This is a genomic window from Mesorhizobium sp. ESP-6-4, assembly GCF_020164735.1.
GTDB lineage: Bacteria > Pseudomonadota > Alphaproteobacteria > Rhizobiales > Rhizobiaceae > Mesorhizobium.
In genome coordinates this window covers 1-24203 of the sequence record NZ_JAIUGS010000018.1, presented here as the reverse complement: position 1 = coordinate 24203, position 24203 = coordinate 1, and the positions used below count along the sequence as shown (strand labels likewise).

Here is a 24203-nt window from a genome sequence, read left to right as displayed (position 1 = left end):
GTCCGCCATTTCGTCCAACGCGATAACGCCGGAGAGGCAGGAATGTTTCCCTAACCACAGAATTAAGACCCTGCAAAAAGGCGGCTTTAGGGCGCAATTTCGTCGAAAGAACAGAGGCTTCACAGTTTTCACGCGAGCCTCCGGCCGCGAGCTACCGCCGCCGCTTCGGCTTCTCCAAAAGCGCGACGGCCTCGACATGCGGCGACCACAGGAACTGGTCGATCGGCGTGACGCTCTTCAGCCTGTAGCCGCCATCGATCAGGATGCGCAGATCGCGCGCCAGCGTCACCGGATTGCAGGACACCGCGGCGACCAGCGGCACGTCGGAACGGGCGATCTGCTTCGACTGGTCCTCGGCGCCGGCGCGCGGCGGATCGAAGACCAGCCCGTCGAAGGCGTTCAACTCCTTGAAGGTCAGCGGCCGGCGGAACAGGTCGCGGCGTTCGCTGGTCACGCGCTTCAGGCCGCTGGCAAAGCGGAAGGCGCGATCGAGCGCGGCAAGCGCTGGCGCATCGCCCTCCACAGCGTGAACCTCTGATTTCGCCGCGAGCCTGAGCGCGAAGCTGCCGCAGCCGGCAAACAGGTCCGCGACCTTCTTGGCGCGCGACAGATGCCGGCCGACAAGGTCCGCCATCGCCCGCTCGGCAGCCTCCGTCGCCTGCAGGAAGGCACCGGGCGGCACGGCGACCGCGACGGATCCGAACTGCACGACCGGCTTCTTCGGCTCGACGACGATCTCGCCGTCGACGGAAAGCCGCGCCAGGCCTTCGGCCATGACGAAATTCGACGCGATACGGCGCTGGTGGTCGCCGAGCTTGCCGGCATCGTGCACAGCCACGTCGAGGCCTGAAGCGGTGACGGTCACCGTCATATGAAACGCCTTCGGGGTGGCGCAGACCAACCCGGCCAGGGCACACAATTTGTCGAGCGCCGAGACGATGGCCGGAAGCGAGATCGGGCATTCCTCGATCGGGATGATCTCGGAAGACAGCGCACGCACGAAGCCGAGCAGCATGCCGGCATCCGTGCGCCTGGCACTGAACGTGACCCGGCGGCGAGTGTGCGGCGCGCAAGGCACCAGCGGGGCGATCTCGCAAGCAATACCCTTGGCCTTCAGCGCCTGCACAACCTTCTCGCGCTTCCATTGCTGGTAGGCTTCAGCCTCGTAATGCTGCAGCGCGCAGCCGCCGCATTCGGTGAAATGGCGGCAGGCCGGATCGATCCTGAGCGGCGAGGCTTCCAATACCGACATCAGCCCGGCGCGGTCCTTCTGGCGCGCGGCCGTGACCGTCTCGCCCGGCAGCGTGAACGGGATGAAGACCTCCCCGCCTTCGGCATTGGCGATACCGTCGCCCTGCGAACCGAGCCTCGCGATGGTGAAGCGTGTGCTCATCGCCCGTCCTTCGTGGCGGCGAGCAGGAACTCGCGGTTGCCGTCGCCGCCCTCGATCGGCGACGGCTCGAGTCCCAGCACGCGCCAGCCGGGAACGCCGGCCAGCCAGTCGCGCAAATTTGCGGCAATCCGGTCGGCATCGCCCAGATCCTTGAGCAGGCCGCCCTTGCCGATGGCCGCGCGGCCCGCCTCGAATTGCGGCTTGACCAGCAGAACTGCCTTGGCGCCCTCACCCGCCAATCCCAGCGCCGGCGGCAGCGCCAACTTCAGCGAGATGAAGCTGACGTCGCAGACAAGGAAACCGGGAACGCGGCTGCCGAGATCGGCTGCCGTCAGATCGCGGGCGTTCAGTCCTTCGATCACCGTCACACGCGGGTCGCCGGCAATGTCTTGATGCATCTGGCCGTGACCGACATCGATCGCCATGACATGGGCCGCGCCGCGCTCGAGCAGCACCTGGGTGAAGCCGCCGGTCGAGGCGCCGATGTCGAGCGCCTCGCTGCCGGAAGGATCGAGGCCGAAATGGTCGAGGCCGGCGATCAGCTTCAACGCGGCGCGCGATACATAGGCCCGCGCCGGATCGTCGATGGCGACCAGGCAGTCCGGCGCGACAGGCTGGCCGGGCTTGCGGGCGACGGCGCCGTCAACCGTCACCGTGCCGCGCTCGATCGCGTCGCGAGCGCGCGAGCGGCTGGCAAACAGACCGCGCCCGACGAGCAATTCGTCGAGCCGCTGGCGCCGGCTGGCTGGCAAAGGGGAATTCATCGGTCTTCATTGGCGAAAGCCGGGCGCGAACGCAATGGTTGAATATGGCGCAAGAGGCTGCAGAATGCCGAGAGGAACAGGCGGTTCGTCAGCCGGTGGAGGTGGCTATGCTGAGGGGTACCTGTCATTGCGGCGCAGTTCATTGGACGCTGGAAGGCGATCCCGGCGCAATCACCGCATGCAATTGCACGCTTTGCCGCCGCTACGGAGCGCTCTGGGCCTATGACTATGTCGATGAGCGCATCCGCGTCGCCGGACCGCTGAAATCGTACACACGCGCCGAGGTGGCGGAGCCCGCGCTGGAAATCCTGTTCTGTCCGACCTGCGCCTGCGTGGTCGCCTGGCGTGGCCTGCGCTCCGGCGAAAGCGGCCGCACGCGTATCGCTGTCAATGTCAGGCTTGCGCCGCCCGAGGAGGTCGCCGACCTGCCGATCGACCATTTCGACGGCCTCGACACTTTTGACGACCTGCCGCGCGACGGCCGCTGCGTGCGCGATATGTGGTTCTAAAAAATAGTTCGCGAAACCTGGCGCTCGACGGCGGGCATCAGGCCGTCATTGCCGGAGGCTTCCTTGCGCGGCGGCTCAACCGGAGTGGGCGCGACGGGACCTGCATCCGGCAGCACGACGAGTTGAGGAACCTGCTTATAGGAGAAGCCGCCGCGAATATTGCCCATCTTGCCGGCAACGATATCCAGCACCGCCTTTTCGAGATTGCGGTCGTAACGTGTTTCGGCTGCCGCCGGGGCTGTCACGGCCGCCAAAAGGGTCACTCCGCACAGAAGCGTTTTCATTTTTGATTGTCTCCCTGCCTGGCCCGAGCTTCTAGCAGGGCGCCGTTGAAAATCGGCCAAGAGACAGGGTAAGCGAACCGCCAAATGGGAGCGTTAACAAAAGCTTAGTTCAGGAAGCCGGCAAATCGATTCAGCGTCTTGACGTTCTGATTCAGGCGCGCTGCGCCTGCACGCCGCGACCGAGCGCGGCGAAGACCGTGCGTACGATGCCTGCCGAATCCAGCCCGGCATCGGCGTACATCTTCTCCGGCTTGGCATGGTCGGTGAACGCGTCCGGCAGCACCAGCGGGCGCACTTTGAGGCCGCTTTCCAGCAGGCCTTCATGGGCGAGGAAGTGCAGCACCTGGCTGGCGAAGCCGCCGATGGCACCCTCTTCGACAGTCACCAGCACCTCATGCGAACGGGCGAGCCGGCGGATCAGATCCTCGTCGAGCGGCTTGGCGAAGCGGGCGTCGGCAACCGTGGTGGACAGGCCTGCAGCACCTAGTTCCTCGGCCGCCAACAAGCAATCCTGGAGCCGCGTGCCGAAGGAAAGCAGCGCGACCTTGGTCCCTTCCTTGAGGATGCGGCCCCTGCCGATCTCCAGCAGCGAGCCGCGCTCTGGCATGTCGACGCCGACACCATTGCCGCGTGGATAGCGGAAGGCGATCGGGCCGTCATCATAGGCAGCCGCGGTGCGCACCATATGGCGCAGCTCCGCCTCGTCGGCGGCGGCCATGACGACGAAGCCCGGCAGCGTGGCCAGGAAGGTCGTATCGAAAGCGCCGCAGTGGGTGGCGCCGTCGGCACCGACGAAACCGGCGCGGTCGATGGGAAAACGCACCGGCAGTCTCTGGATCGCCACGTCATGGACGACCTGGTCGTAGGCGCGTTGCAGGAAGGTCGAATAGATGGCGGCGAATGGCTTGTAGCCTTCGGTGGCGAGCCCCGCGGCGAAGGTCACCGCATGCTGCTCGGCGATGCCGACGTCGAAAGTTCGCTTCGGAAACACCTCGCCGAAAAAGTCGAGGCCGGTGCCGCTCGGCATGGCGGCGGTGATCGCGACGATGCGGTCGTCCTCACGCGCTTCCTGGATCAGGGTTTCGGCGAAGACCTTGGTATAGGCGGGCGCGTTGGCCGGCGCCTTGGCCTGCGCGCCGGTGATGACGTCGAACTTGTTGACGCCGTGATATTTGTCGGCCGCGGCCTCCGCCGGCGCGTAGCCCTTGCCCTTCTGGGTCACGACATGGATCAGCACCGGGCCCTTGCCATTGTCGCGGACGTTCTTCAGCACCGGGATCAGATGTTCGAGATTGTGCCCGTCGATCGGACCGATGTGATAGAAGCCGAGCTCCTCGAACAAGGTGCCACCGGTGACGTAACCACGCGCATGCTCGACCGCACGGGTGATGGCGCGGTCGGCGCGCTTGCCCAGGTAGGATGTCAGCTTCTTGCCGAAATCGCGTAACCCCAGATAGGCCTTGCCGGAAGCGAGCCTCGCCAGATAGGCGCTCATGGCGCCGGTCGGCGGCGCGATCGACATGTCGTTGTCGTTGAGGATGACAATCAGCCGGGCGTCGAGCGCGCCGGCATTGTTCAGCGCCTCGAAGGCCATGCCGGCCGACATCGAGCCGTCGCCGATGACCGAAATGACATTGTTGCGGCCGCCCGACAGGTCGCGCGCCATGGCCATGCCGAGACCGGCCGAAATCGAGGTCGAGGAATGCGCGGCGCCGAACGGGTCGTATTCGCTCTCCGCGCGCCGGGTGAAACCGGAAAGGCCGCCTTCCTGGCGCAGCGTGCGGATGCGGTCGCGGCGGCCAGTCAGGATCTTGTGCGGATAGGCCTGGTGGCCGACGTCCCAGATCAGCCGATCCTGCGGCGTGTTGAAGACATAATGCAGCGCGACGGTCAGTTCGACGACGCCGAGGCCGGCGCCGAGATGACCGCCGGTCTGCGACACGGCATCAATCAGCTCGGCGCGGAGTTCCGCGGCAAGCTGCGGCAGCGCGCTCTCATCAAGCGTCCGCAAATCCGCCGGAATGCGGACCTTGTCGAGCAGCGGCGTGTCTGGCTTCACTCGGGCGCGTCCTGCCTTATCGATCGAACACGGCGCTATCAGCAGATTGCGCCATAATCATGCGCGGGAATAGTCCGCCGGCGGGCGAATGTAAATGTGCGTCAGTGACGCGTGCTACGCTGCAAGGTGTATTGAGATTCAGGTCAGGCCGAGCCGAAAATGATGGATTCCGAGAACCGGAGCGGAGCGTACTCAAAGTACGTGAGCACCGGAAGCGCAGGAAACCGGCATTTGCAGGCCGGCCTCACCTGAATATCAACACACCTTAGTTCTCGGGCAGCGGAATGAACTCCTCCTCATCGCCGGGAACGATATCGAAGCGACCTGTCTTCCATTCCTGCTTGGCCTGCTCGATGCGTTCCTTCGAGGACGAGACGAAATTCCACCAGATATAGCGTTTGGAGCCGAGCGAAGCGCCGCCGAACAGCATGAAATGCGCACCGCGCTCGGAAGAGACCACGATCTCCTCGCCCGGCTTGAACACCAGGAGCCGCTCGGCCGGGAAAACATCGCCGGCGATCGAGACATCGCCCTCCAGCGTGTAGATGGCGCGCTCCTCGGCATCGGCCGGAATCTTCACGCTGGCACCGGCGGCCAGCCTGAGGTCGGCGTAGAGCGTGTCGGAAGCGGTCGCCACGGGCGAGCGCAGGCCTGAGAACGCGCCAATGACGACGCGGCCGCTGACACCCTCGGCATCGATCTGCGGCAAGCGGGCCACCGACGTGTTCGCGAACACCGGGGCAATCTCCTCCTTGCCGTCGGGCAGCGCCAGCCAGGTCTGCAGGCCGGAGACCGACATCGGCGCGCCGCGCAATTCCTGTGGCGTGCGCTCTGAATGAACGATGCCGCGTCCCGCGGTCATCAGATTCACGTCGCCCGGCGCGATCACCATTTCGGTGCCGAGCGAATCCCGATGCCTGATCCTGCCGTCGAACAGGTAGGTGACGGTGGAAAGCCCGATATGCGGATGCGGACGCACGTCGAGCGCATGGCCGGCGCGCAGGATCGCAGGGCCCATGCGGTCGAAGAAGATAAACGGCCCGACCAGCCGGCGCTTCGCCGTTGGCAAGGCGCGGCGCACCTCGAAGCCGCCAATGTCCTTGGCGTTCGGAACGACCATCAGCTCGATCTGGTCGCAGGCGAAGGCATCGCCGGGTTCGGGATCGTTTCCCGGAAAGAAGCTCATGTCGGATCCTCAGGCGAAACGCAGCGCCGACCTGGCCTTCGCCTTGGCAGCTTCTTCCTCGCGGTTGCGCGGTTCCTGATTGGTTTCGAGCGAATCGATCAATTCGCGCGCGACAGCGGCGATCGCCTCGACGGCATGGTAGAAGGCATGCTCGTTGCGCTTGGACGGCTTGGTCGAGCCGCTCAGCTTGCGCACGAATTGCAGCGCTGCGTCATGCACTTCGTCATTGGTCGCCGGCGGCTCGAAATTGGCCAAGGTCTTGATGTTGCGGCACATGGCTTGAACTCCTTACCTGCTTTCTCTGCCCTTACCCGGTCTGAGATCATCCGCTGAGGTGTTGAGATTCAGGTCAGGCCGAGCCGAAAATGGTGGTTTCCGAGAACCGGAGCGGAGCGTACTTGAAGTACGTGAGCACCGGAAGCGCAGGAAGTTGCCATTTGCAGGCCGGCCTCACCTGAATATCAACACCTCAGTCGGCGTCCAGCGGTTCAGTTCCCACCGGCTTGCCGTCGCGCGACAGCCTGATCTTCTCGACCTTGTCCTCGGCCGCTTTCAGCAGCCGGTCGCAATGCGCCTTCAGCGCCTCGCCGCGCTCATAGATCTTGATCGATTGGTCGAGCGGGACGTCGCCGCGCTCAAGATCATCGACGATCTTCTCCAACGCGTCGAGCGCCTGTTCGAAGCTCATCGCCTTGACGTCCTCATTGCCTTCCAATGCCATACTCTATCCCTTCATCAGCCGCCCGACATGGGCGGCGACTGAAAATGCCAGTCCCTGCAGATCGTAGCCGCCTTCCAACAGGCTGACGAGCCTGTTGGAGCTATGGCGCCCGGCGCGCTCCATCAACTGGCCGGTCGCCCAATCGAAATCGTCCTCGGTCAGGTTGATCTCGGCCAGCGGATCGCGGTGGTGCGCGTCGAAACCGGCGGAAATGATGATCAGGTCCGGCGCGAACGCGTCGATCGAGGGCAGCACGCGCGACAGGAAGGCGTCGCGGAAGAGATCGCTGCCGGTCTGCGGCGCCAGCGGCGCGTTGACGATGTTGCCGGCGCCGGTCTCGTTCTTCGCGCCGGTGCCCGGGTAAAGCGGCATCTGGTGCGTCGAGCAATAGAGCACCGATGGGTCGTCCCAGAAGATGTCCTGCGTGCCATTGCCGTGATGAACGTCCCAGTCGACGATGGCGACACGCTCGGCCTGGTGCTTCTTCTGCGCGTAACGGGCGGCGATCGCCGCCGTGTTGAACAGGCAAAAGCCCATTGCCGTGGTCTTTTCGGCATGATGTCCAGGCGGACGCGCGGCGACGAAGACGTTTGCCGCACGGCCCTCGAAGACGTCGTCCACCGCCGCGTTGGCACCGCCGATCGCCGTCACCACGGCCTGCCAGCTTTTCGGGCTGGCGCTGGTATCGGCGTCGATCGACACGATCCCGCTCTCAGGGATCGCCCCGCGCACGCGCTCGATGAAATCCTCCGGGTGCGCATAGAGGATGGTTTTCTCGTCGCCTTCCGGCGCCTTGACGCGGTCGAGCGCCGCAAAAGCCTCGTCATCCAGCACGCGCTCGATGGCGCGCAGGCGGTCGGGCCGCTCGGGATGGCCGGGCGGCGTGAGGTGTTCGAGGAAGATCGGGTGCGTATAGAGACGGGTGGCCATGGCGCCTAATCTAGGGACCTGGCGGCCGAATGACCATGTTTGGCAGGCCGAATGGCTGGGGAAATCGCGTCTTGCCGTGTCGCTAACGCCATTGGCGCGGCCCAAGCTTCGCTGTAAGGTCGGGTCGCTGCCAGGTGCCCGCGACGCGGGAGAATCGGGAACACGGTTGAACTCCGTGGCGTGCCCAACACTGTAAGGGGGACCGCGCCGGCAAACGCCACTGTCGAAGACGGGAAGGCGCCGGATGCGGGACGATCCCGAGCCAGAAGACCGGCCCGGCAGACATGGTTTTCCGCTTGGTCAGGCGGGGGACTGCTTGTCGCAAGGGGAAAAGCGATGACGGCAGCAGCGATCGCCGCGAGCGGCGACGACTTTGACCAATTGGCGCGCGACGCGGTCTACCGGGCCATGTTCACCAGGCGCGACGTGCGCAGCCATTTCGTCCCCGACGATCTCGATGACAATGTGCTGGCGCGGCTCATCACTGCCGCGCACCATGCGCCGTCGGTCGGCTATATGCAGCCGTGGAATTTCATCGTCATCCGCGACGCCGAGCGGCGCAGACAAGTGCGCGACCTGTTCCTCGCCGCGCGCGAGCAGGAGTTGCCGGCAATCGAGGCGGAACGGCAGGCGCTCTACCGCAAGCTGAAGCTCGAAGGCATCTGCGAAAGCGCACTCAACCTGTGCATCACCTGCGACCGGCAGCGCTCGAAGGACTCGCCTCTCGGACGCTGGCACAATCCGGAGATGGATCTCTACAGCACAGTCTGCGCGGTGCAGAATTTCTGGCTGGCGGCGCGGGCGGAGGGTGTAGGCGTCGGTTGGGTGAGCATCATCGAGACCGAAGCGCTGAAGCGGCTTCTCGCGATCCCGGAGCATGTCACGCCGATCGCCTATCTGTGCGTCGGCCGCGTCTCGGCCTTCGCGCCGAAGCCGGACCTCGAGGCGCATGGCTGGGGCAAGCGCCTGCCGCTGCCCGAACTGGTCATGAGCGAGACGTTTCGCGGCGCCGGCGAGGCGCCGCTTAAATCGGCAATCGCAAAGCTCGGCGGCGCATCAAAGCCATGATCAGGCGGCCCTCGGCGTATCCCAGCGCGAGCCGCCGCCGAAAGAGCCCAGCGCCTTGTCGCGCAGTTCCCTGAATTTGGACGAGGTCTCGGCGAGCCGGCGGTCCCATTCGGGATTGGGCGCCTGGCCTTCGATGGCTTCGAAATAGACCTGCATCAGCGAGGCGATGGCGAAGGGCTCGATGAAGGCTGCCTTGAAGGCCCAGGCAAAGACGATGGCCAGCACGAAAGCCCAGCCGGCAAGCTGGCCCGGCATGACCCACAGAATGGCGGCCGCAGGCGCCAGCATCAACAGGAAGATGACGAAGGACACGCCCCACATGATCGCCGCCAGCCAGATGGCGTTCTTGACCATGTGCTTGCCGTTCTGCGCGTAGAGCACGACGCCTTGCCTCGCCGTCTCGAATGGCGAGTTCGAACTGATGCGGATGTTGTAGCCGAGGATGATCTCGTCGACATAGGTCAGCGACAGGCGGATCACCGTGTTGATGAAGCTGACGATACCGCTCAGGCCCGGAATGGGCAGGAAGGCGGCGATGCCGCCGATCAGGCCGGTGATGGCTCGGATGGCGCCCTTGACCAGCTGGTCGACGACGAAAAGGATGTTGGCCTCGGCAAAGCGCTGGGTGACCACTTCCTTCGCATAGGCGATCTGGCCCTGGCCGTCGGGGACGTCATGACCGTCGATCAGATGCACCATGACGGCGATATGGCCCGCTTTCAACACATAGAGGATATATTCGCGGATCCAGTAGACGGCGATCGAGACGACCCCGAAGCCGACCACGCCACCCCACAGCGCAAACGACATCGGACCGTCGGGATCGGTCGAGATGTGCCCGACGCCGTAACCGACGCTGGCGCCGGTACCGGTCGCCATGATGTAGGCGACCGTGATGCCGAAATAGACGATCATGCGAAAGATGATGAACGGCCATGTCCGCATCACGATCGACACGGACCGGCCAATGCTGAAGTCCCACATGGCCCCGACTCCCCATATCCTAAGAGTTGGCGGAGGAGGATGCGCTTGCCCCGGCGATTGTCAATCGCGGCAGGGTTGCGCCGGCCCGAAACCGGTGCACAAGCCGGGTGGCTCGGTTACCCGAGCGTGCCATCAAGGCTTCTTGCGCAAGCCTTCGAGCAACTGCTTGAAGGCCGTGATCGCTTTTTTCGAGGTCGCCTCGGGGTCCGTCGAATTGGCGATGCGCTGCGCGGCCTGGCTGCTGGCGCCATTGATCAGCCGTGAGGTCGTCTCGGGATCAAGCTCCGGAACGACCACGCCCTCTTCCTGCAGCTTGGTCAGATGGTTGATCATCGAGGCGGTGCAGGCATTGGCGTTCGGCCACTGCGCCGGATCGCCGAGCACCGCCGGGCCGTCGCGGAACATGATGCGCTGGATTTCCGGCTCCAGCGCCATCTCGATATAGGTGGTGCATTCGTCGACGAAATGCTGCCAGCGGGTCGGCGCTTTCGAAGCCACCTCGTTCACCCGCACAGCCATTTCGCCGTCGATCTCGGCGATCACCGCCTGCAGCAGTCCCTTCTTGTCGCCGAAATGATGGTAGAGCGCGCCGCGCGTGAGGCCGGCCGACGCGGTGAAATCGTCCATCGAGGCCTCGGCATAGCCGATCGTGCCGAAAGCATGGCGAGCGGCCGCGATCAGCTTGGCGCGCGTCTCGGCGATCATCTCCTTGCGCGGTCTGTGCATGGTGCTGGCCCTATTCACATACGCCTCGTATGCCAATTGACATACGTGGCGTATGAACTATCTCACAGTCATACGCAGCGTATGTAATTTTACTATGCACCGTTGTCGAGGAGCAGGATCATGCGAAATCCTTATTCGGACATCTTTCGGGCTCCCGGCACGAAAGGCTTTGCCGCGGCGGCTTTCATCGCGCGCTTGCCGATCGCCATGGCGCCGATCGGCATCGTGGCGATGCTGTCGCAGACGCATGGCGAATACTGGCTCGCCGGCGCCGTCTCGGCCACATACGCGCTGGTCAACGCTTTCCTGTCGCCGCAAGTGTCGAGGCTGGTAGACCGACATGGCCAGACCGCGATCGCCGCGCCGATGACACTCGTTTCCGCGCTTGCCTTCGCGACATTGATCGTCGCGGCCAACCAGCACTGGCCGGCCTGGACCTTGTTCAGCTCGGCACTACTTGCCGCCGCAATGCCCAGCATCCCGGCACTGGTCAGGGCGCGCTGGACTGAGATCTTCCGCGACCGGCCGGAGCTCAACACGGCGTTTGCTTTCGAATCGGCCGCCGACGAACTGGTCTATGTCGCCGGCGCCTCGCTGTCGGTGGGCTTGAGCGCGGCGCTCTTCCCGGAAGCCGGCATGGTGGTCAGCACGTTGCTGCTTGCGCTCGGCTCGGCGGCATTCCTGCTGCAGCGCTCGTCCGAGCCGCCCGTCCGCCCGGCGGAATATGGCGCGGCCGGGTCGGCGATCCGCCTGCCGCCGGTGCAGATCATCACTTTTGCGCTGATCTTCGTCGGCGCGACCTTCGCCACCACGGAAGTGACGACGGTGGCGATCACCAAAGAGCTCGGCCAACCTGAGGCGGCGAGCCTCGTCATCGGCGTCTATGTGCTGGGATCCTTCGTGCTCGGCATCATCGTCGGCGCGCTCAGCCTCAAGGCGCCGCTGCAGCGGCAACTGGCGGTCGCGGTCACCGTGATCGCGCTCACCACCTTGCCACTGCTCTTTGCCGACACTGTTCCGACTCTGGCGCTCGCGGTGTTCGTCAGCGGCGTCGCGATCTCGCCGACCTTCATCACCGCCTTCGGCCTGATCGAGCGCCACGTGCCGGGGGCGATGCTGACCGAAGGCGTCACGTGGGTGACGACCGGCATCGGCATCGGCATGGCGTTGGGCTCCTTTGCCGCCGGCTGGATGGTCGACAATTTCGGTCCGCAGAACGGGTTCTGGGTTTCGGTCGCGGCAGGCGCCATCGCGCTGGCCACCGTGCTCGCCGGCCAATGCCGGCTGGCAATTGATGATTGCGATGTGGACAGAGGCGAAGCGGTAATGCCCGTGGAATGAACGAACACGCTGGCGAAGGGCCGGGCGTCAGCCCCGTTGACGCTCCGAATAGCTGGCTGCCGAGACGACGAAGAGTCCCGTTGGCGCGCCATGCAGCATCACGTCCCTGTCAAAGGTGAAGCCGCATTTCTCCAACACGCGGCGCGAGGCCGGATTTGCCGGCCGCGCCAAGGCGATCACCCGCTGGGCTTCCAACGTCAGGAATGCCGCACACAACGCTTCCATGACCAGTTCGCTGGCATAGCCGCGACCCCAACTGTCGGGATGGAGGTGGTAGGAGAGGTTCAGTCCTTCGAAATCGTTGGAAACGGTGACGCCGCCGAAGCCGACCAGCCTGCCTTTCGCCTCGGCCGCCCAGCGACCGAAACCGTATTTGTCCCAATGGTCGATGTCGCGGGCAAGCTTTGCCGAGCTCTGCTGCGGCGTGTCGGGTGTCGGGTCGGGGCGATGCGCGACCAGCTCGGGCCGCGAGAAGAGATCGACCAGGAAATCGAGATCGGCAGTCGTCGGCCGGCGCAGCGACAGCCTTTTGCTGTTCTGATTGGACGGAAGAGACTTGCTCATCACCCTGGCCGGCGATCCGGGACTTTAGAGGATCTCCGTTTTGGCGATATGGATGCCAAACCCCTCAAGGCCGACATAGTGGCGCTCGCGCGAGGCGATCAGGTTGATGGAGGAGATGCCCAGGTCCTTGAGGATCTGGGCGCCGAGACCGATCTCTCGCCATTCGTTCTCGCGGCGGCGGGCTTCCTCATGGTCCTCGCGGTCGCCGCTCGCGGGCCGCTTGCGCTCCTGATGGGCGACGCCGACCGAGCCTTCACGCAGATAGACGATGACGCCGCGCCTGCGCTCGCCCATCGCCTTCATGATGCCGTCGAGGCGATGGCTGGTGCCGAAGACATCGGTGACGACATCTTCCGAATGCAGCCGTACCGGCACCTCCTCGCCATCGCGGATGTCGCCGAAGACGACCGCGAGATGGTGCATGGAATCCCAAGGCAGCGTGTAGGTGAAGGCCTGCGCCTTGCCGCCGGGCGTGTCGATGTCGGAGCAGGCGACGCGTTCGACCAGCGTCTCCTTGCGCTGGCGATAGGCGATGAGGTCGGCGACCGAGACCTGCTTCAGCCCATGTTCATCGGCGAAGGCCTGCACTTGCGGCCCGCGCTTGACCGTGCCGTCGTCATTGACCAGTTCGGAAATGACGCCGACCGGCGGCAGGCCGGCGAGCTTGCAGAGATCGACTGCGGCCTCCGTATGGCCGGAGCGCATCAAGACGCCGCCTTCGCGCGCGATCAGCGGGAAGATGTGGCCGGGGCGCACGAAATCCGACGGGCCGACATTGCCGTTGGCAAGGTTGCGCACGGTGAGCGTGCGGTCGTCGGCGGAAATGCCTGTTGTCGTGCCGTGCTTGAAATCGACGCTGACCGTGAAGGCGGTGGTGTGGGCGGAATCATTGTCCGCCACCATCGGCGCGAGGTTCAGCCGCCTCGCGTCCTCGCGCAGCATCGGCGTGCAGACGATGCCGGAGGTGTGGCGAACGATGAAGGCCATCTTCTCCGGCGTGCAATGGACGGCGGCGACGATCAGGTCGCCCTCGTTCTCGCGCCCGTCATCGTCCATGACAACGACGATCTCACCGCGCTCGAAAGCACGGATCGCTTCGACGATCTTCTTCTGGTCGTAGGGCATCGGTGCTCGCTTCGCTCGCAGGAATTAGGCAGTAGGCAGTAGAAGAAAGAAAATGGCTGTGTCGGGCGGTCTACTGCCTAATCCCTACTGCCTACTCCCTTCCCTGTCTGTCCTCTGTGCCGCAGATAATGATCGGCGATCGCGCAGGCAACCATGGCCTCGCCGATCGGCACGGCGCGGATGCCGACGCACGGGTCGTGGCGGCCCTTGGTCATCACCTCGACATCCTTGCCATCCTTGTCGATCGACTGGCGCGGGGTCAGGATCGACGAGGTCGGCTTGACGGCGAAGCGGGCGACGATCGCCTGGCCGGTCGAGATGCCGCCCAGTATGCCGCCGGCATTGTTGGACAGGAACACCGGCTTGCCGTCATTGCCCATGCGCATCTCATCGGCGTTCTGTTCGCCGGTGATGCGGGCCGCCTCGAAACCATTGCCGATCTCGACGCCCTTGACGGCGTTGATCGACATCAGGCCGGAGGCGATATCCTGGTCGAGCTTGGCATAGATCGGCGCGCCGAGGCCGGGCGGCACGCCGTCGGCGACGATCTCGATCACCGCGCCGACCGAAGAGCCGGCCTTGCGGATGCCGTCGAGATAGGCGGTAAAGACCGGGACCGAGGCCGGATCCGGGGTGAAGAACGGGTTCTCGGCGTCGCCGACGAAATTCCAGTTCCAGTTGGCGCGGTCGATCGACTTTTCGCCCATCGACACCAGCGCGCCGCGCACCACCATGCCGGGCACTATCCTGCGCGCCAGGGCGCCCGCCGCCACCCGCGCTGCCGTCTCACGCGCCGAGGAGCGGCCGCCGCCGCGGTGATCGCGCAGGCCGTATTTGACGTCGTAGGTGTAGTCGGCATGGCCCGGCCGATACTGGCGGGCGATCTCGCCATAGTCCTTGGAGCGCTGGTCGACATTCTCGATCAGCATCGACACCGGCGTGCCGGTGGTGATCATCGTCTCGCCGTCCTCGTCTAGGATGAAGCCGGACAGGATCTTCACCTCGTCCGGCTCGCGGCGCTGGGTGACGAAGCGCGACTGGCCGGGGCGGCGGCGGTCGAGCTCGGCCTGGATGTCCTCGCGCTTGAAGCGGATGCCGGGCGGGCAGCCGTCGACAACGCAGCCGAGCGCGGCGCCATGGCTTTCACCCCAGGTGGTGACTCGAAAGAGGTGGCCGAATGTGTTGTGCGACATGAGGATACGCCCTGCCCCGGCGAGGGAACCCGGTTAAGGCTGCCTTCTATTGGCGTTTTCCACAGTGGTCAAACGCTGATCGGGTGTGCATCAAACTGTGATGTGGCGGATTTAGTTTTGACACATTCGGTTGGTTTCTGCTCTCTTCCCATCCGCCGTTGAGGACCCGCCGCTGACAAGCCGGCGCAATGACCTAAAGAGGACGACGATGCGTACCCTGATTGGCGCGGCCTGCGCCATGTTGCTGATTTCCACCGCCGCCGCGTTCGCCGGCCAGACCGAAGGCCTGATCAAGAAGGTCGACAAGGACACGCTGACGCTGACGCTCGACGACGGCAAGGCCTACAAGCTCAACGCCGAGACCGACATCGACTCGCTGAAGCCCGGCATGGACATCGTCATCGCCTATGACGTGACCAATGGCGAGAATGTCGTGACGGACATGCAGCTGCCCGACAGCGACCAGAACTAATCTTTCGAGTTAGAGGCTGGAGCGTCCGTGTTTCGTCATTCTAGGGCGAAGCAAGGAGCGTAGCGACGCGCGCAGACCCTAGAATCCATTCCGTTACGTCGACGCTTTGCAGCGGTGCAGAACGAGTTCTCTTCTGCACCGTTTTTACCATTTGATCCAGGTCACGGCATGGATTCTAGGGTCTCCGCGACGGAGCTTCGCTCCTGCTTCGCCCTAGAATGACGAGGCTAACCTTCAAAGCCACTCCAAGCTCCGACCCTCCAGCCGCAGCAGACGGTCCTGGGGGATTTCGAGGCTGGCGGCTTCCTGTTTGGAAATGCCGGTGACGAAGCGGAAGAAGCAGCGCATGACGCCGCCATGAGTGACGCAGACAGTGGGCCGGTCGAGTGCATCGAACCATGGCTTCACCCGTTCCAGCAGCATCTCGTAGCTTTCCGCGCCCTCGCCCGGCGGCTGGAAATCCCACTTCGCTGCGCGGCGACTTTTGGTCGAACCCGGGACACGCTTTTCGAGTTCGGCAAAGGTGAAACCCTGCCAGTCGCCGAAGCTTAGCTCCACGAGGCGTGGATCGGTGCGGTAGGCGGAAGGATCGAGCCCCATCGCGGCGCGCATCAGCTCCATCGTCTCGCGCGTGCGCCGCATCGGGCTGGCGACAAAATCGAAATCCGCAGGATTTCCGATGAGTTCCGCCAACCGTCGGCCGTTTTGCGTCGCCTGCTCGCGGCCAAGTTCGTTGATATCGGTATCGGCCTGGCCCTGCAGGCGGCGCTCGGCATTCCACTCAGTCTGGCCGTGGCGCGCGATGTAGACGAGCGGATACATCAGGTCTTCCAAGGTCGGGCCAGGGCCTGCGACGAAGGATGGGCGGAGGTAAGGATCAGTCCTTGACAGTCGAGATATCCGGCGCGTCGACCGCCTTCATGCCAACGACATGGTAGCCGGAATCGACATGATGGACCTCGCCGGTCACGCCGCGCGACAGGTCCGACAGGAAATAGACGCCGGAATCGCCGACCTCTTCCTGGGTGACCGTCTGCTTCAGCGGCGAATTGTACTCGTTCCACTTCAGGATATAGCGGAAATCACCGATGCCGGAGGCGGCCAGCGTCTTGATCGGACCGGCGGAGATCGCGTTGACGCGGATCTTCTTGGCGCCGAGATCGACCGCGAGGTAGCGCACGCTTGCTTCCAGCGCCGCCTTGGCGACGCCCATGACGTTGTAATGCGGCATCACCTTCTCGGCGCCGTAATAGGTCAGCGTCAAAAGCGAGCCGCCATCGGTCATCAGCGGCTCGGCGCGCTTGGCGATGGTGGTGAAGGAATAGACCGAAATGTCCATGGTCCGCAGGAAATTGTCGCGCGTCGTCTCGACATAACGGCCGGTGAGCTCGTCCTTGTCGGAAAAGGCGATGGCGTGGACGAGGAAGTCGAGCTTGCCCCAGTGCTTGGCGATGTCGGCGAAGACCGCGTCGAGGCTTTCCGGGTCGGTGACGTCGCAATGGCCTGCGACATGCGCGTTGAGTTCGGCCGCGAGCGGCTCGACGCGCTTCCTGAAGGCCTCGCCCTGATAGGTCAGAGCGATTTCGGCGCCGTGATCGACGCAAGCCTTGGCGATGCCGAAAGCGATCGACCGATTGTTGGCGACGCCCAGGATCAGGCCCCGCTTACCGGCCATCAGGCCCTGTCCACCCGCCATGTGCAAGCTCTCCGCAAGAATATCTGCTTTGTGGAGAGCCTATCGCACAGGCACAAAGCCCCTTCAAGCGCTCAAAAGACACTGCAACAGGAACAAAATTCCCTCAATCACCCTTTCCTGCGGCGCATCAGGGCCTCGAGTTCGGCATCACCGCCCTCCGGCAGCATCAGCCGCACATGGGCATAGAGATCGCCATGGCCGCCTGCCTTTTCCGGCAGGCCCCTGCCCTTGAGGCGCAGCACCTTGTCCGAGCTCGACCATGCGGGCACGTTGACCGCGAGCTTGCCGGTCGGCGTCTCGACCGCCACTTTGGCGCCGAGCACCGCATCGGCCAGATCGACGGGAAGATCGACATGCAGGTCGCGGCCTTCGATACGGTAGCGCGAATGGCGGCGGATGTGGATCTTGACTAGCGCGTCGCCAGGCTGGCCTGGACCCTGCTCGCCCTGGCCCTTCAAGCGGATCGTCTGGCCATCCTCGACATAGGCCGGCAGCTTGACCGCCACCTTGCGGCCGTCGGGGAACATCGCCGTCACCTTGTCGGCGGTGGCTGCCTCCTCGACGCTGATATCCATGGTGACGTTGAGGTCCGCGGCCTGGACCGGCTGACGCCGGTCGGCCCGGCCGGCGCCGCGAGCACCGGAGAAGGCATCGCCAAAAATCTGGCTGAAGATGTCGCTGTTGCCGTCGAACGGATCGCCGCCCGGGCGCCCGCTGCGAAATTCGAAATGCGCGCCGCCGGGGCCTTGCTGACGGCGGAATCCGGCAAACGGATCGCCGCCGGCTGCGCCTTCAAAGCCCTGGAATTTAGGCTTGCCGTCGGCGTCGATCTCGCCGCGATCGTAGGCGGCGCGCGTCTTCTCATCGCCCACGATCTCGTAAGCCTGGTTGGCGGCGGCAAAACGGTCCTTCGCCTTCGGATCATTCGGATTCTGGTCCGGATGATACTTCTTGGCGAGCTTGCGGTAAGCCGATTTTATGTCCTTGGCCGATGCGTTCTTGGCAACGCCCAGCACCTCATAGGGGTCGCGCATGCTTCCTGCCTGCATGAGAGAATGGATTTATGAGTCGCCTCCTATATGCGCTCGCATAGGAAGAAATTCCAGTGGCGCAAGGGCAATTGGCGCCCGAAAATCGGAGTGCCGGACAATCAGAGCGCCTTGAATTCCTGCATGCGCCAGCCGCCGGCCTCGGCTAGGCACAGCTCGCCCTTGTAGAGGGCGACACCGTCGAAGCTCTCGCGCGTGGCGCTGAAGCGGCGGCAGGTCAGGCCGCCGTCCTTCAGTTCCACCAGTTCGGTGATCGCGCCGCGGGACCCGGTCCCGGCATTGGCCCATGGCACCGCTTGGCCGGCAAGCTCCTTCACGTCGGCGGAGGAAACGGCGTTGCCGATGGTGGTCTGGTCGGAGTCCTTATCAGCCGCCGGGGCAGCCGGCGACGACGGCGCGCTGGAGGTGATGATCGAGCGGTCGACGTCGGCCTTTTCGAGGGTGAAGCCGCCGGCACCGCAAGCGGCAAGCGGAAGCGCCAACGTCACGACCACAGCCTTGACGCTGGCAGAAGCGATAACGCCCCATTGCCTGCTGTCAAAAGCTTGCGCGATACGCGACAATCGGCCAACTCCTCCCGCAACGGTAAAAATTCGGAAAACTATGAACGAAACTGAGTTAACAAGCAGTGACTTCACCGAGGCCGCGGAGCCGTTCAGGCTCTTTGCCGCATGGCTGGAGGACGCCACCAAAAGCGAGCCCAACGATCCCAACGGCGTAGCGCTGGCAACCGTCGACGCCGACGGCATGCCGGATGTGAGAATGGTGCTGCTCAAGGGGTTCGACGAAAAGGGATTTGTCTTCTACACGAATTTCGAGAGCGCCAAGGGCCGCGAGATTCTTGGCAGCATGAAGGCGGCGATGTGCTTCCACTGGAAATCGCTGCGCCGCCAGGTGCGTATACGCGGGCCGGTGGAGATCGTCAGCGACGCCGAGGCCGACGCCTATTACGCGACACGCCCGCGCGGCAGCCGCATCGGCGCCTGGGCCTCGAAACAGTCGCGGCCGCTGGAGAGCCGCTTCGCGCTGGAAAAGGCGGTAGCCGAATACACGGCGCGCTACGCCATCGGCGAGATCCCGCGACCGAAACATTGGTCGGGTTTCCGCATCCTGCCGCAGACAATCGAGTTCTGGCAGGACAGGCCGTTCCGCCTGCACGACCGCATCCTTTTCTCGCGCAACGCCGCCGGCTGGGACAAGACGCGGCTTTATCCTTGAACGGTGCCGCAGGCGAAGGGCTCAGCCCTTCTTGCGCGTCATGAACGCAGTCAGCGCCGCGCGTGCTTCGTCCGATTTGAGCCGCTCGCGGAAATGCTCGCTTTCGACCTCGATGCGGGCGATCAATTCCTCGCGCGGCGCGCGCATCAGGTCGCGCGCGATCTTCAGCGCCCCAGGCGGCTTGGCCGCGATGTCGGCGGCGGCCGCCAACACGGCGCTTTCGAGGGAGTCTTCCGCGACGACATCGTAGATCATACCCGCGGCCTTGGCGCGCTCGGCCGAAAAGCCTTCGCCGAGGCCGAGCAGCGCGAAGGCACCCTGCCGGCCAAGCAGCCGCGGCGCGATCAGGCTGGAGCCGGCTTCAGGCACCAGGCCGAGATCGACGAAGGGCGTGCGAAAGAGCGTGCGCGGGGTGGCAAAGGTCAGGTCGCAATGCAAATTGAGCGTGGTGCCGATGCCCACCGCAATGCCGTCGACGCCCGACACCATCGGCTTTTCGGCCTTGGCCAGCACCATCAGGAAATCCCAGACCTCGTTGCCGCCCTCGCCGCCTGTGGTAATGACCAGGAAATCGGCTAAGTCGTTGCCGGCGGAAAAGGCGCCTGGAACGCCGAGGAAGACATGGACGCGGACCGCCGGATCGGCATCGCCTTCAGCAAGGGCGGCCGACATTCTCGCATACATGGCGCGCGTCAGCGCGTTCTTCTTGTCCGGGCGGTTGATGCGGATGATCTGCACGGCGCCCTGGCGCTCGACGAGGATATGGTCTGTCACGATTTTTTCCTTGTGAACGTCAAGCGGAAATCAGTTGCTTGCCGGCGGCGGCGAGGCTCTCGGCGCCGTCGACGACACGCTCCTTGAGCGCGCGCGTCTCACCGAGCAGGTTTTCTGCAAAGAAGCGGCAAAGCGCGACGCGGCTGCGGTCGGCCAGCCCGCCTTGCGCCAGATAGGCGCCGCCGGCAGCGAGCGAGATCAGGCGCAGATAGGGCGTGGCGCCGGCCATCGCGGCGTCGGTCTTGCCGTCGGCCATGAGCTTCTGCAGGAAACGCGTCGCCTCTTCGAGATCGGCCAGCGCACGGTCGAGATTGTCGGCGGTGCGGCCGAAACCGTCGAAGTTGGAGATGCGCACCGCATCGGCCACCGCTTTCAATTCGCCGATATAGGAATGCACATGCTCGCCGCCGCCGAGCGGCAGCTTTCGCGCCACAAGATCGATCGCCTGGATGCCGTTAGTGCCTTCATAGATCGGCGCGATGCGCGCATCGCGATAAAGTGCTGCGGCACCCGTTTCCTCGATGAAGCCCATGCCGCCATGGACCTGGACGCCTAACGAGGCGACTTCGACGCCGACATCGGTCGAGAAGGCTTTGGCGAGCGGCGTCAGCAGGTTGGCGCGGTCGCGCCAATTGGCGGCGGCCTCGCCCTGGCCGACGCGCGCGCGGTCGATGGCATGCGCGCAGGAATAGGCGATCGAGCGGGCGATCTGGGTCAGCGCCTTCATGGTCAAGAGATTGCGCTGCACGTCCGGGTGATGGACGATCGGCGCCATGCCAGCGCCCGTATAAGCGAAAGCCTTGCCTTGGCGGCGCTCGTTGGCATAGGCGATCGCCTTCTGCGTGGCGGCCTCAGCCACGGCCACGCCCTGCATGCCGACGGCAAGGCGGGCATTGTTCATCATGGTGAACATGCAGGCCAGCCCCTTGTTCTCCCCGCCGATCAGCCAGCCGATGGCGCCGGGTGTGGAGCCTCGAAAACCGTCGCCGTAGATCATGGTGCAGGTCGGCGAGGCATGGATGCCGAGCTTGTGCTCGAGGCCGGAACAGAAGACGTCGTTGCGGGCGCCGAGCGAGCCGTCGTCGTTGACGAAAAACTTCGGCACCAAAAACAGCGAGATGCCGCGCGTGCCGGCCGGCGCGTCGGGCAGCCTGGCCAGCACCAGATGCACGATGTTGTCGGTGAAATCGTGCTCGCCATAGGTGATGAATATCTTCTGCCCGAAGATGCGGTAAGTGCCGTCGCCGACCGGCTCGGCGCGCGTACGCAAGGCGGCGAGGTCCGAGCCCGCCTGCGGCTCGGTCAGGTTCATCGTCCCCATCCACTCGCCGGAGACGAGTTTTGCCAGGTATTTGGCCTTGAGTTCCTCCGATGCGTGTTTGTCGAGCGCCTCGACCGCGCCCATGGTTAGCGTCGGACCGATACCGAAGGCCATGGCGGCGGAGTTCCACATTTCGAGCGCGGCGACGCCGAGCATGGTCGGCAGGCCTTGGCCGCCGAATTCTTCCGGACCGGACAGCGCGTTCCAGCCACCCTCGATCCATCGCCGGTAGAGCTCCTTCCAGCCGGGCGGCGTGGTGACGGCGGCGTCCTTCAGCACAGCGCCTTGCTCGTCGCCGATCTTGTAGAGGGGGGCCACTTCCTCGCTGGCGAAGCGGCCTGCCTCGGCCAGGATCGCGTCGACAAGGTCCTCGCCGAGATCGCCAAAAATGCCGGCGTCAAGCGCCGGCTTCAGCCCCGCCACCTGCTTCAGCGTGAAGGCGATGTCCTCGACCGGCGCGCGATACATGTCTGCTCCTCCCATTCCGGCCGAGCGTAGGCGCATGGCCGAAGCGAAGCCATCCACCTTTGGGCCGGCCTCACGCCTTCTTTTTACGTAAACGTCAACTTTTGTCACGCGGATTTTGCTTGGACTTCGTCATCCACGGGCGGAGCGGGAGCACCGCGAACGCGTAGAGCCGAGGATGGGCCTGACAACCGGAAAACCGCGTCCACTTTTCCTGGATTACCAGCCGGATGTAATTCGGCGTAGAATTTTGAATGGCAATTGCAACCTTGAGATTGGCCGTGGCCTTCGCGATTTCGTCATTCTATGGCGGAGCAAGGAGCGAAGCGACGCGCGCAGACCCTGGAATCATTCCGTTACTTTGAGGCGCTTCTACGGTGCAGAATTCTACTCCGCTGCATCCCACGGCCAAGGTCACGGAATGGATCCTCGGGTCTACGCGTCCGCTGCGCTCCCGCTCCGCCCGTGGATGACGAAGCTCGGACGCTGCGCTGATCTCCGGAGTCTGCGATTGCTTCGTTGGGGCAAGCGAACCTTCGCGCTTGGTCCAAGCGTCCGGAATCGCGCAGAAACAAAACGGTCTCTCAACGTATGCTGCGTCCCACCGCCTGCAGCGACAGGAAGGCTTCGTAACGTTTGTCGTGCCAAGCCCGCATTTCACCGGTCGCCGGGGTGAAAACATCGCCAAGCCGGGACATGGCAGGCATGGCGCTTGAAAGGTCCGCATACCGGCCGGCCGCGACAGCTCCGAGCATCGCAGCGCCCAGCAGCACCGGTTCGGGCGATTGCGACGCGGCGACCGCCAAGCCGGCGGCGTCGGCAAGCAATTGCCGCACCAGCGGCGACTGCCCGGCGCCGCCGCTGATGACGATGGTGTCGACGGCAAGACCGGATGACGCCATCGCCGCCACGATCTGGCGCACGCCGTAGCCGAGGCCGCAAAGCCCGGCCACGTAGAGGCCGACGAGATTTTCGACGGAACGGTCGGTGCCGAGTCCGGCAATCAGGCCGCGCGCGTCCGGATCGGCCAATGGCGAGCGATTGCCGAGGAATTCGGGAACGACATGGATGCTTCCCGCGAGCGTGGCGGCGGCCGACAGGTCGGGCGAGCCCGCCGTGGCGGCCGCGGCCAGCCAATCGACCAGCGATTTGCCTTCGGCAGCTGCACGCGCGGAGGCTTCGGCCTCGGCCGGGTGGAAATGCACCAGGAGATCGATGGCCGCTCCGGCCGCCGACTGGCCGCCTTCGCTCAGCCAGAGCCCGGGCACCATGGCGGAATAATAGGGTCCCCAGACCCCCGGAACGAAGGCCGGCCCTTCGCTGCTTGCCATGGTGCAGGCAGAGGTGCCGAGCACATAGGCCATGCGCGAGGCGATGGTGCCGGCGTCGCCCGCGGCCCCCACGGTGCCGACGCCGCCGGCGTGAGCGTCGATCAGCCCGGCAGCGACAACCGTGCCTGCGACCAGTCCCAATTCAGCGGCCGCCGCTTCCGTCAGGCCGGCGCCCAGCGCCGTGCCGGGATCGACCACGTCGGTGCCGATGCGGGCAAAATCCTCGTCGGCAAGCTCACCAAGCCCCACGGCATGGAAATAGCTTTCGTCCCAGCGCCGTTCGTGGCCGAGATAGGTCCATTTGCAGGCGAGCGTGCAGACCGAGCGGGCAAGGCTGCCGGTGGCGCGCCAGGTCAGGTAATCGGCCAGGTCGAAGAAATGCCGCGCTTGGGCAAAGGTCGCCGGCAGGTTCTCCTTCAGCCACAAGAGCTTCGGCGTCTCCATCTCGGGCGAAATGACGCCGCCGACATAGTCGAGGACCGGGTGCCGGAGGGCGTTGATGCGCCTAGTCTGGTCGAGGGCGCGGTGGTCCATCCAGACGATGATGTTCATGTCGCTATCTCCCGAGCGACCGACCGGCAAAGCCTCGCCATCATCGCCGACCACCACGAGGGAACAGGTAGCGTCGAAGCCGATGCCGCCGATTTCCCCGGGACCGACGCCCGATTTCCCGACCGCGTCGCGCACGCTGGCGCACACCGCCTGCCAGATGTCCCGGCTCGACTGCTCGGCGATCTCGCCGGGCTCGACGAAGAGCGCGATGTCGCGCTTGGCGGAAGCGAGCAGCTCGCCGCGCTCGTCAAAGACGCCGGCGCGCGCGCTGCCGGTGCCGACATCGATGCCGAGAAAGTGGGAAGGCATGGGGGACCTCAGGAGTTAGGCAGTAGGGGAGTAGGGGAGTAGGGGAGTAGGAAGTAGAAAGTAGGAAGGCAGTAGGCAGTAGGCAGTAGGCAGTAGAACGATTGTTTAGTCGTGAGCGGTCGGTCGCAAGAGCAGAGACCTCTTCCCCTACTCCCCTACTCCCCTACTC

25 protein-coding genes and 1 riboswitch are annotated in these 24203 nt (G+C 64.6%); of the genes, 5 read left to right on the top strand and 20 right to left on the bottom strand.

Going from position 1 to position 24203, the window contains the following annotated elements:
* Positions 1-151: 151 nt before the first annotated feature.
* The gene (locus LB523_RS23940) at positions 152-1393 is read right to left on the bottom strand and encodes a class I SAM-dependent RNA methyltransferase (protein WP_224607560.1); all 1242 of its coding nucleotides are present in this window, start codon (positions 1391-1393) and stop codon (positions 152-154) included.
* The gene (locus tag LB523_RS23935; protein WP_224607557.1) at positions 1390-2157 is read right to left on the bottom strand and encodes a TlyA family RNA methyltransferase; all 768 of its coding nucleotides are present in this window, start codon (positions 2155-2157) and stop codon (positions 1390-1392) included. The genes LB523_RS23940 and LB523_RS23935 overlap by 4 nt, the downstream gene beginning before the upstream one ends.
* A gap of 107 nt (positions 2158-2264) precedes the next feature.
* On the opposite strand from LB523_RS23935, the gene LB523_RS23930 reads away from it, so the two are divergent.
* Positions 2265-2666 (top strand): GFA family protein, encoded by a 402-nt coding sequence (locus LB523_RS23930; RefSeq protein ID WP_224545879.1) that lies wholly within the window; start codon positions 2265-2267, stop codon positions 2664-2666.
* Here LB523_RS23930 and LB523_RS23925 read toward each other — a convergent pair.
* The 6 genes from LB523_RS23925 to LB523_RS23900 form a co-directional block, all read right to left on the bottom strand.
* Positions 2663-2950 carry a hypothetical protein gene (locus tag LB523_RS23925; protein WP_224607554.1) on the bottom strand — a complete coding sequence of 96 codons (288 nt, stop codon included), beginning with the start codon at positions 2948-2950 and terminating at the stop codon, positions 2663-2665. The genes LB523_RS23930 and LB523_RS23925 overlap by 4 nt on opposite strands.
* Before the next feature lie 151 nt (positions 2951-3101).
* Entirely contained in the window at positions 3102-5009 is a 1908-nt protein-coding gene (dxs, locus tag LB523_RS23920; protein ID WP_224607551.1) for a 1-deoxy-D-xylulose-5-phosphate synthase, read from the bottom strand.
* Positions 5010-5274: 265 nt separating this feature from the next.
* Complete coding sequence (locus LB523_RS23915) at positions 5275-6195, bottom strand: pirin family protein (RefSeq protein ID WP_140847990.1); 921 nt, start codon at positions 6193-6195, stop codon at positions 5275-5277.
* A 9-nt stretch (positions 6196-6204) separates the two neighbouring features.
* Positions 6205-6471, bottom strand: a complete 267-nt coding sequence (locus LB523_RS23910) for a DUF2277 domain-containing protein (protein ID WP_095766753.1) — start codon at positions 6469-6471, stop codon at positions 6205-6207.
* Positions 6472-6664: 193 nt separating this feature from the next.
* A complete protein-coding gene (locus LB523_RS23905; RefSeq protein WP_095766752.1) occupies positions 6665-6916 on the bottom strand; it encodes an exodeoxyribonuclease VII small subunit in 252 nt (83 codons plus the stop codon).
* Between the two features lie 3 nt (positions 6917-6919).
* Positions 6920-7846, bottom strand: coding sequence for a histone deacetylase family protein (locus LB523_RS23900; protein ID WP_224607548.1), 927 nt, complete (start codon positions 7844-7846; stop codon positions 6920-6922).
* A gap of 115 nt (positions 7847-7961) precedes the next feature.
* Positions 7962-8140, top strand: a riboswitch (cobalamin riboswitch).
* A 42-nt stretch (positions 8141-8182) separates the two neighbouring features.
* On the opposite strand from LB523_RS23900, the gene bluB reads away from it, so the two are divergent.
* Positions 8183-8914 (top strand): 5,6-dimethylbenzimidazole synthase, encoded by a 732-nt coding sequence (bluB, locus tag LB523_RS23895; protein ID WP_224607545.1) that lies wholly within the window; start codon positions 8183-8185, stop codon positions 8912-8914.
* On the opposite strand, the gene LB523_RS23890 is transcribed toward bluB, so the two are convergent.
* Positions 8915-9898, bottom strand: a complete 984-nt coding sequence (locus LB523_RS23890) for a hypothetical protein (protein WP_224607542.1) — start codon at positions 9896-9898, stop codon at positions 8915-8917.
* 132 nt (positions 9899-10030) lie between these two features.
* Positions 10031-10624, bottom strand: a complete 594-nt coding sequence (locus LB523_RS23885) for a TetR/AcrR family transcriptional regulator (RefSeq protein WP_224607539.1) — start codon at positions 10622-10624, stop codon at positions 10031-10033.
* 120 nt (positions 10625-10744) lie between these two features.
* Between LB523_RS23885 and LB523_RS23880 the strand changes: the two genes are divergently transcribed.
* Complete coding sequence (locus tag LB523_RS23880) at positions 10745-11965, top strand: MFS transporter (RefSeq protein ID WP_224607535.1); 1221 nt, start codon at positions 10745-10747, stop codon at positions 11963-11965.
* A 27-nt stretch (positions 11966-11992) separates the two neighbouring features.
* Here the strand turns inward: LB523_RS23880 and LB523_RS23875 are convergent, their stop codons facing one another.
* The 3 genes from LB523_RS23875 to aroC form a co-directional block, all read right to left on the bottom strand.
* A complete protein-coding gene (locus tag LB523_RS23875) occupies positions 11993-12529 on the bottom strand; it encodes a GNAT family N-acetyltransferase (RefSeq protein WP_224607532.1) in 537 nt (178 codons plus the stop codon).
* A gap of 24 nt (positions 12530-12553) precedes the next feature.
* On the bottom strand, positions 12554-13654 hold the full coding sequence (gene ribB / locus LB523_RS23870; protein WP_224607530.1) for a 3,4-dihydroxy-2-butanone-4-phosphate synthase: 1101 nt from the start codon (positions 13652-13654) through the stop codon (positions 12554-12556).
* Between the two features lie 77 nt (positions 13655-13731).
* On the bottom strand, positions 13732-14847 hold the full coding sequence (gene aroC / locus LB523_RS23865) for a chorismate synthase (RefSeq protein WP_140845848.1): 1116 nt from the start codon (positions 14845-14847) through the stop codon (positions 13732-13734).
* A 208-nt stretch (positions 14848-15055) separates the two neighbouring features.
* Here aroC and LB523_RS23860 point away from each other — a divergent pair, with 208 nt between their 5' ends.
* Positions 15056-15319 (top strand): DUF1344 domain-containing protein, encoded by a 264-nt coding sequence (locus LB523_RS23860; RefSeq protein WP_041002438.1) that lies wholly within the window; start codon positions 15056-15058, stop codon positions 15317-15319.
* A gap of 234 nt (positions 15320-15553) precedes the next feature.
* On the opposite strand, the gene LB523_RS23855 is transcribed toward LB523_RS23860, so the two are convergent.
* From LB523_RS23855 to LB523_RS23840, 4 genes are all read right to left on the bottom strand, one after another.
* On the bottom strand, positions 15554-16141 hold the full coding sequence (locus LB523_RS23855) for a histidine phosphatase family protein (protein ID WP_224607527.1): 588 nt from the start codon (positions 16139-16141) through the stop codon (positions 15554-15556).
* 55 nt (positions 16142-16196) lie between these two features.
* Positions 16197-17015, bottom strand: a complete 819-nt coding sequence (gene fabI / locus LB523_RS23850) for an enoyl-ACP reductase FabI (protein ID WP_095766743.1) — start codon at positions 17013-17015, stop codon at positions 16197-16199.
* Between the two features lie 107 nt (positions 17016-17122).
* Positions 17123-18049, bottom strand: a complete 927-nt coding sequence (locus tag LB523_RS23845) for a DnaJ C-terminal domain-containing protein (RefSeq protein ID WP_095767150.1) — start codon at positions 18047-18049, stop codon at positions 17123-17125.
* Positions 18050-18165: 116 nt separating this feature from the next.
* Entirely contained in the window at positions 18166-18627 is a 462-nt protein-coding gene (locus LB523_RS23840) for an RT0821/Lpp0805 family surface protein (RefSeq protein ID WP_224607524.1), read from the bottom strand.
* On the opposite strand from LB523_RS23840, the gene pdxH reads away from it, so the two are divergent.
* Positions 18563-19282 (top strand): pyridoxamine 5'-phosphate oxidase, encoded by a 720-nt coding sequence (pdxH, locus tag LB523_RS23835; protein WP_411962463.1) that lies wholly within the window; start codon positions 18563-18565, stop codon positions 19280-19282. The two genes, LB523_RS23840 and pdxH, sit on opposite strands and share 65 nt — an antisense overlap.
* Positions 19283-19303: 21 nt before the next feature.
* On the opposite strand, the gene LB523_RS23830 is transcribed toward pdxH, so the two are convergent.
* The 3 genes from LB523_RS23830 to LB523_RS23820 all read right to left on the bottom strand — a co-directional run bounded on the left by LB523_RS23830 (position 19304) and on the right by LB523_RS23820 (position 24034).
* Positions 19304-20056 (bottom strand): crotonase/enoyl-CoA hydratase family protein, encoded by a 753-nt coding sequence (locus LB523_RS23830; protein ID WP_224607521.1) that lies wholly within the window; start codon positions 20054-20056, stop codon positions 19304-19306.
* Between the two features lie 19 nt (positions 20057-20075).
* Positions 20076-21845 (bottom strand): acyl-CoA dehydrogenase family protein, encoded by a 1770-nt coding sequence (locus tag LB523_RS23825; protein ID WP_224607518.1) that lies wholly within the window; start codon positions 21843-21845, stop codon positions 20076-20078.
* A 581-nt stretch (positions 21846-22426) separates the two neighbouring features.
* On the bottom strand, positions 22427-24034 hold the full coding sequence (locus LB523_RS23820; RefSeq protein WP_224545904.1) for an FGGY-family carbohydrate kinase: 1608 nt from the start codon (positions 24032-24034) through the stop codon (positions 22427-22429).
* Positions 24035-24203 lie beyond the last annotated feature (169 nt).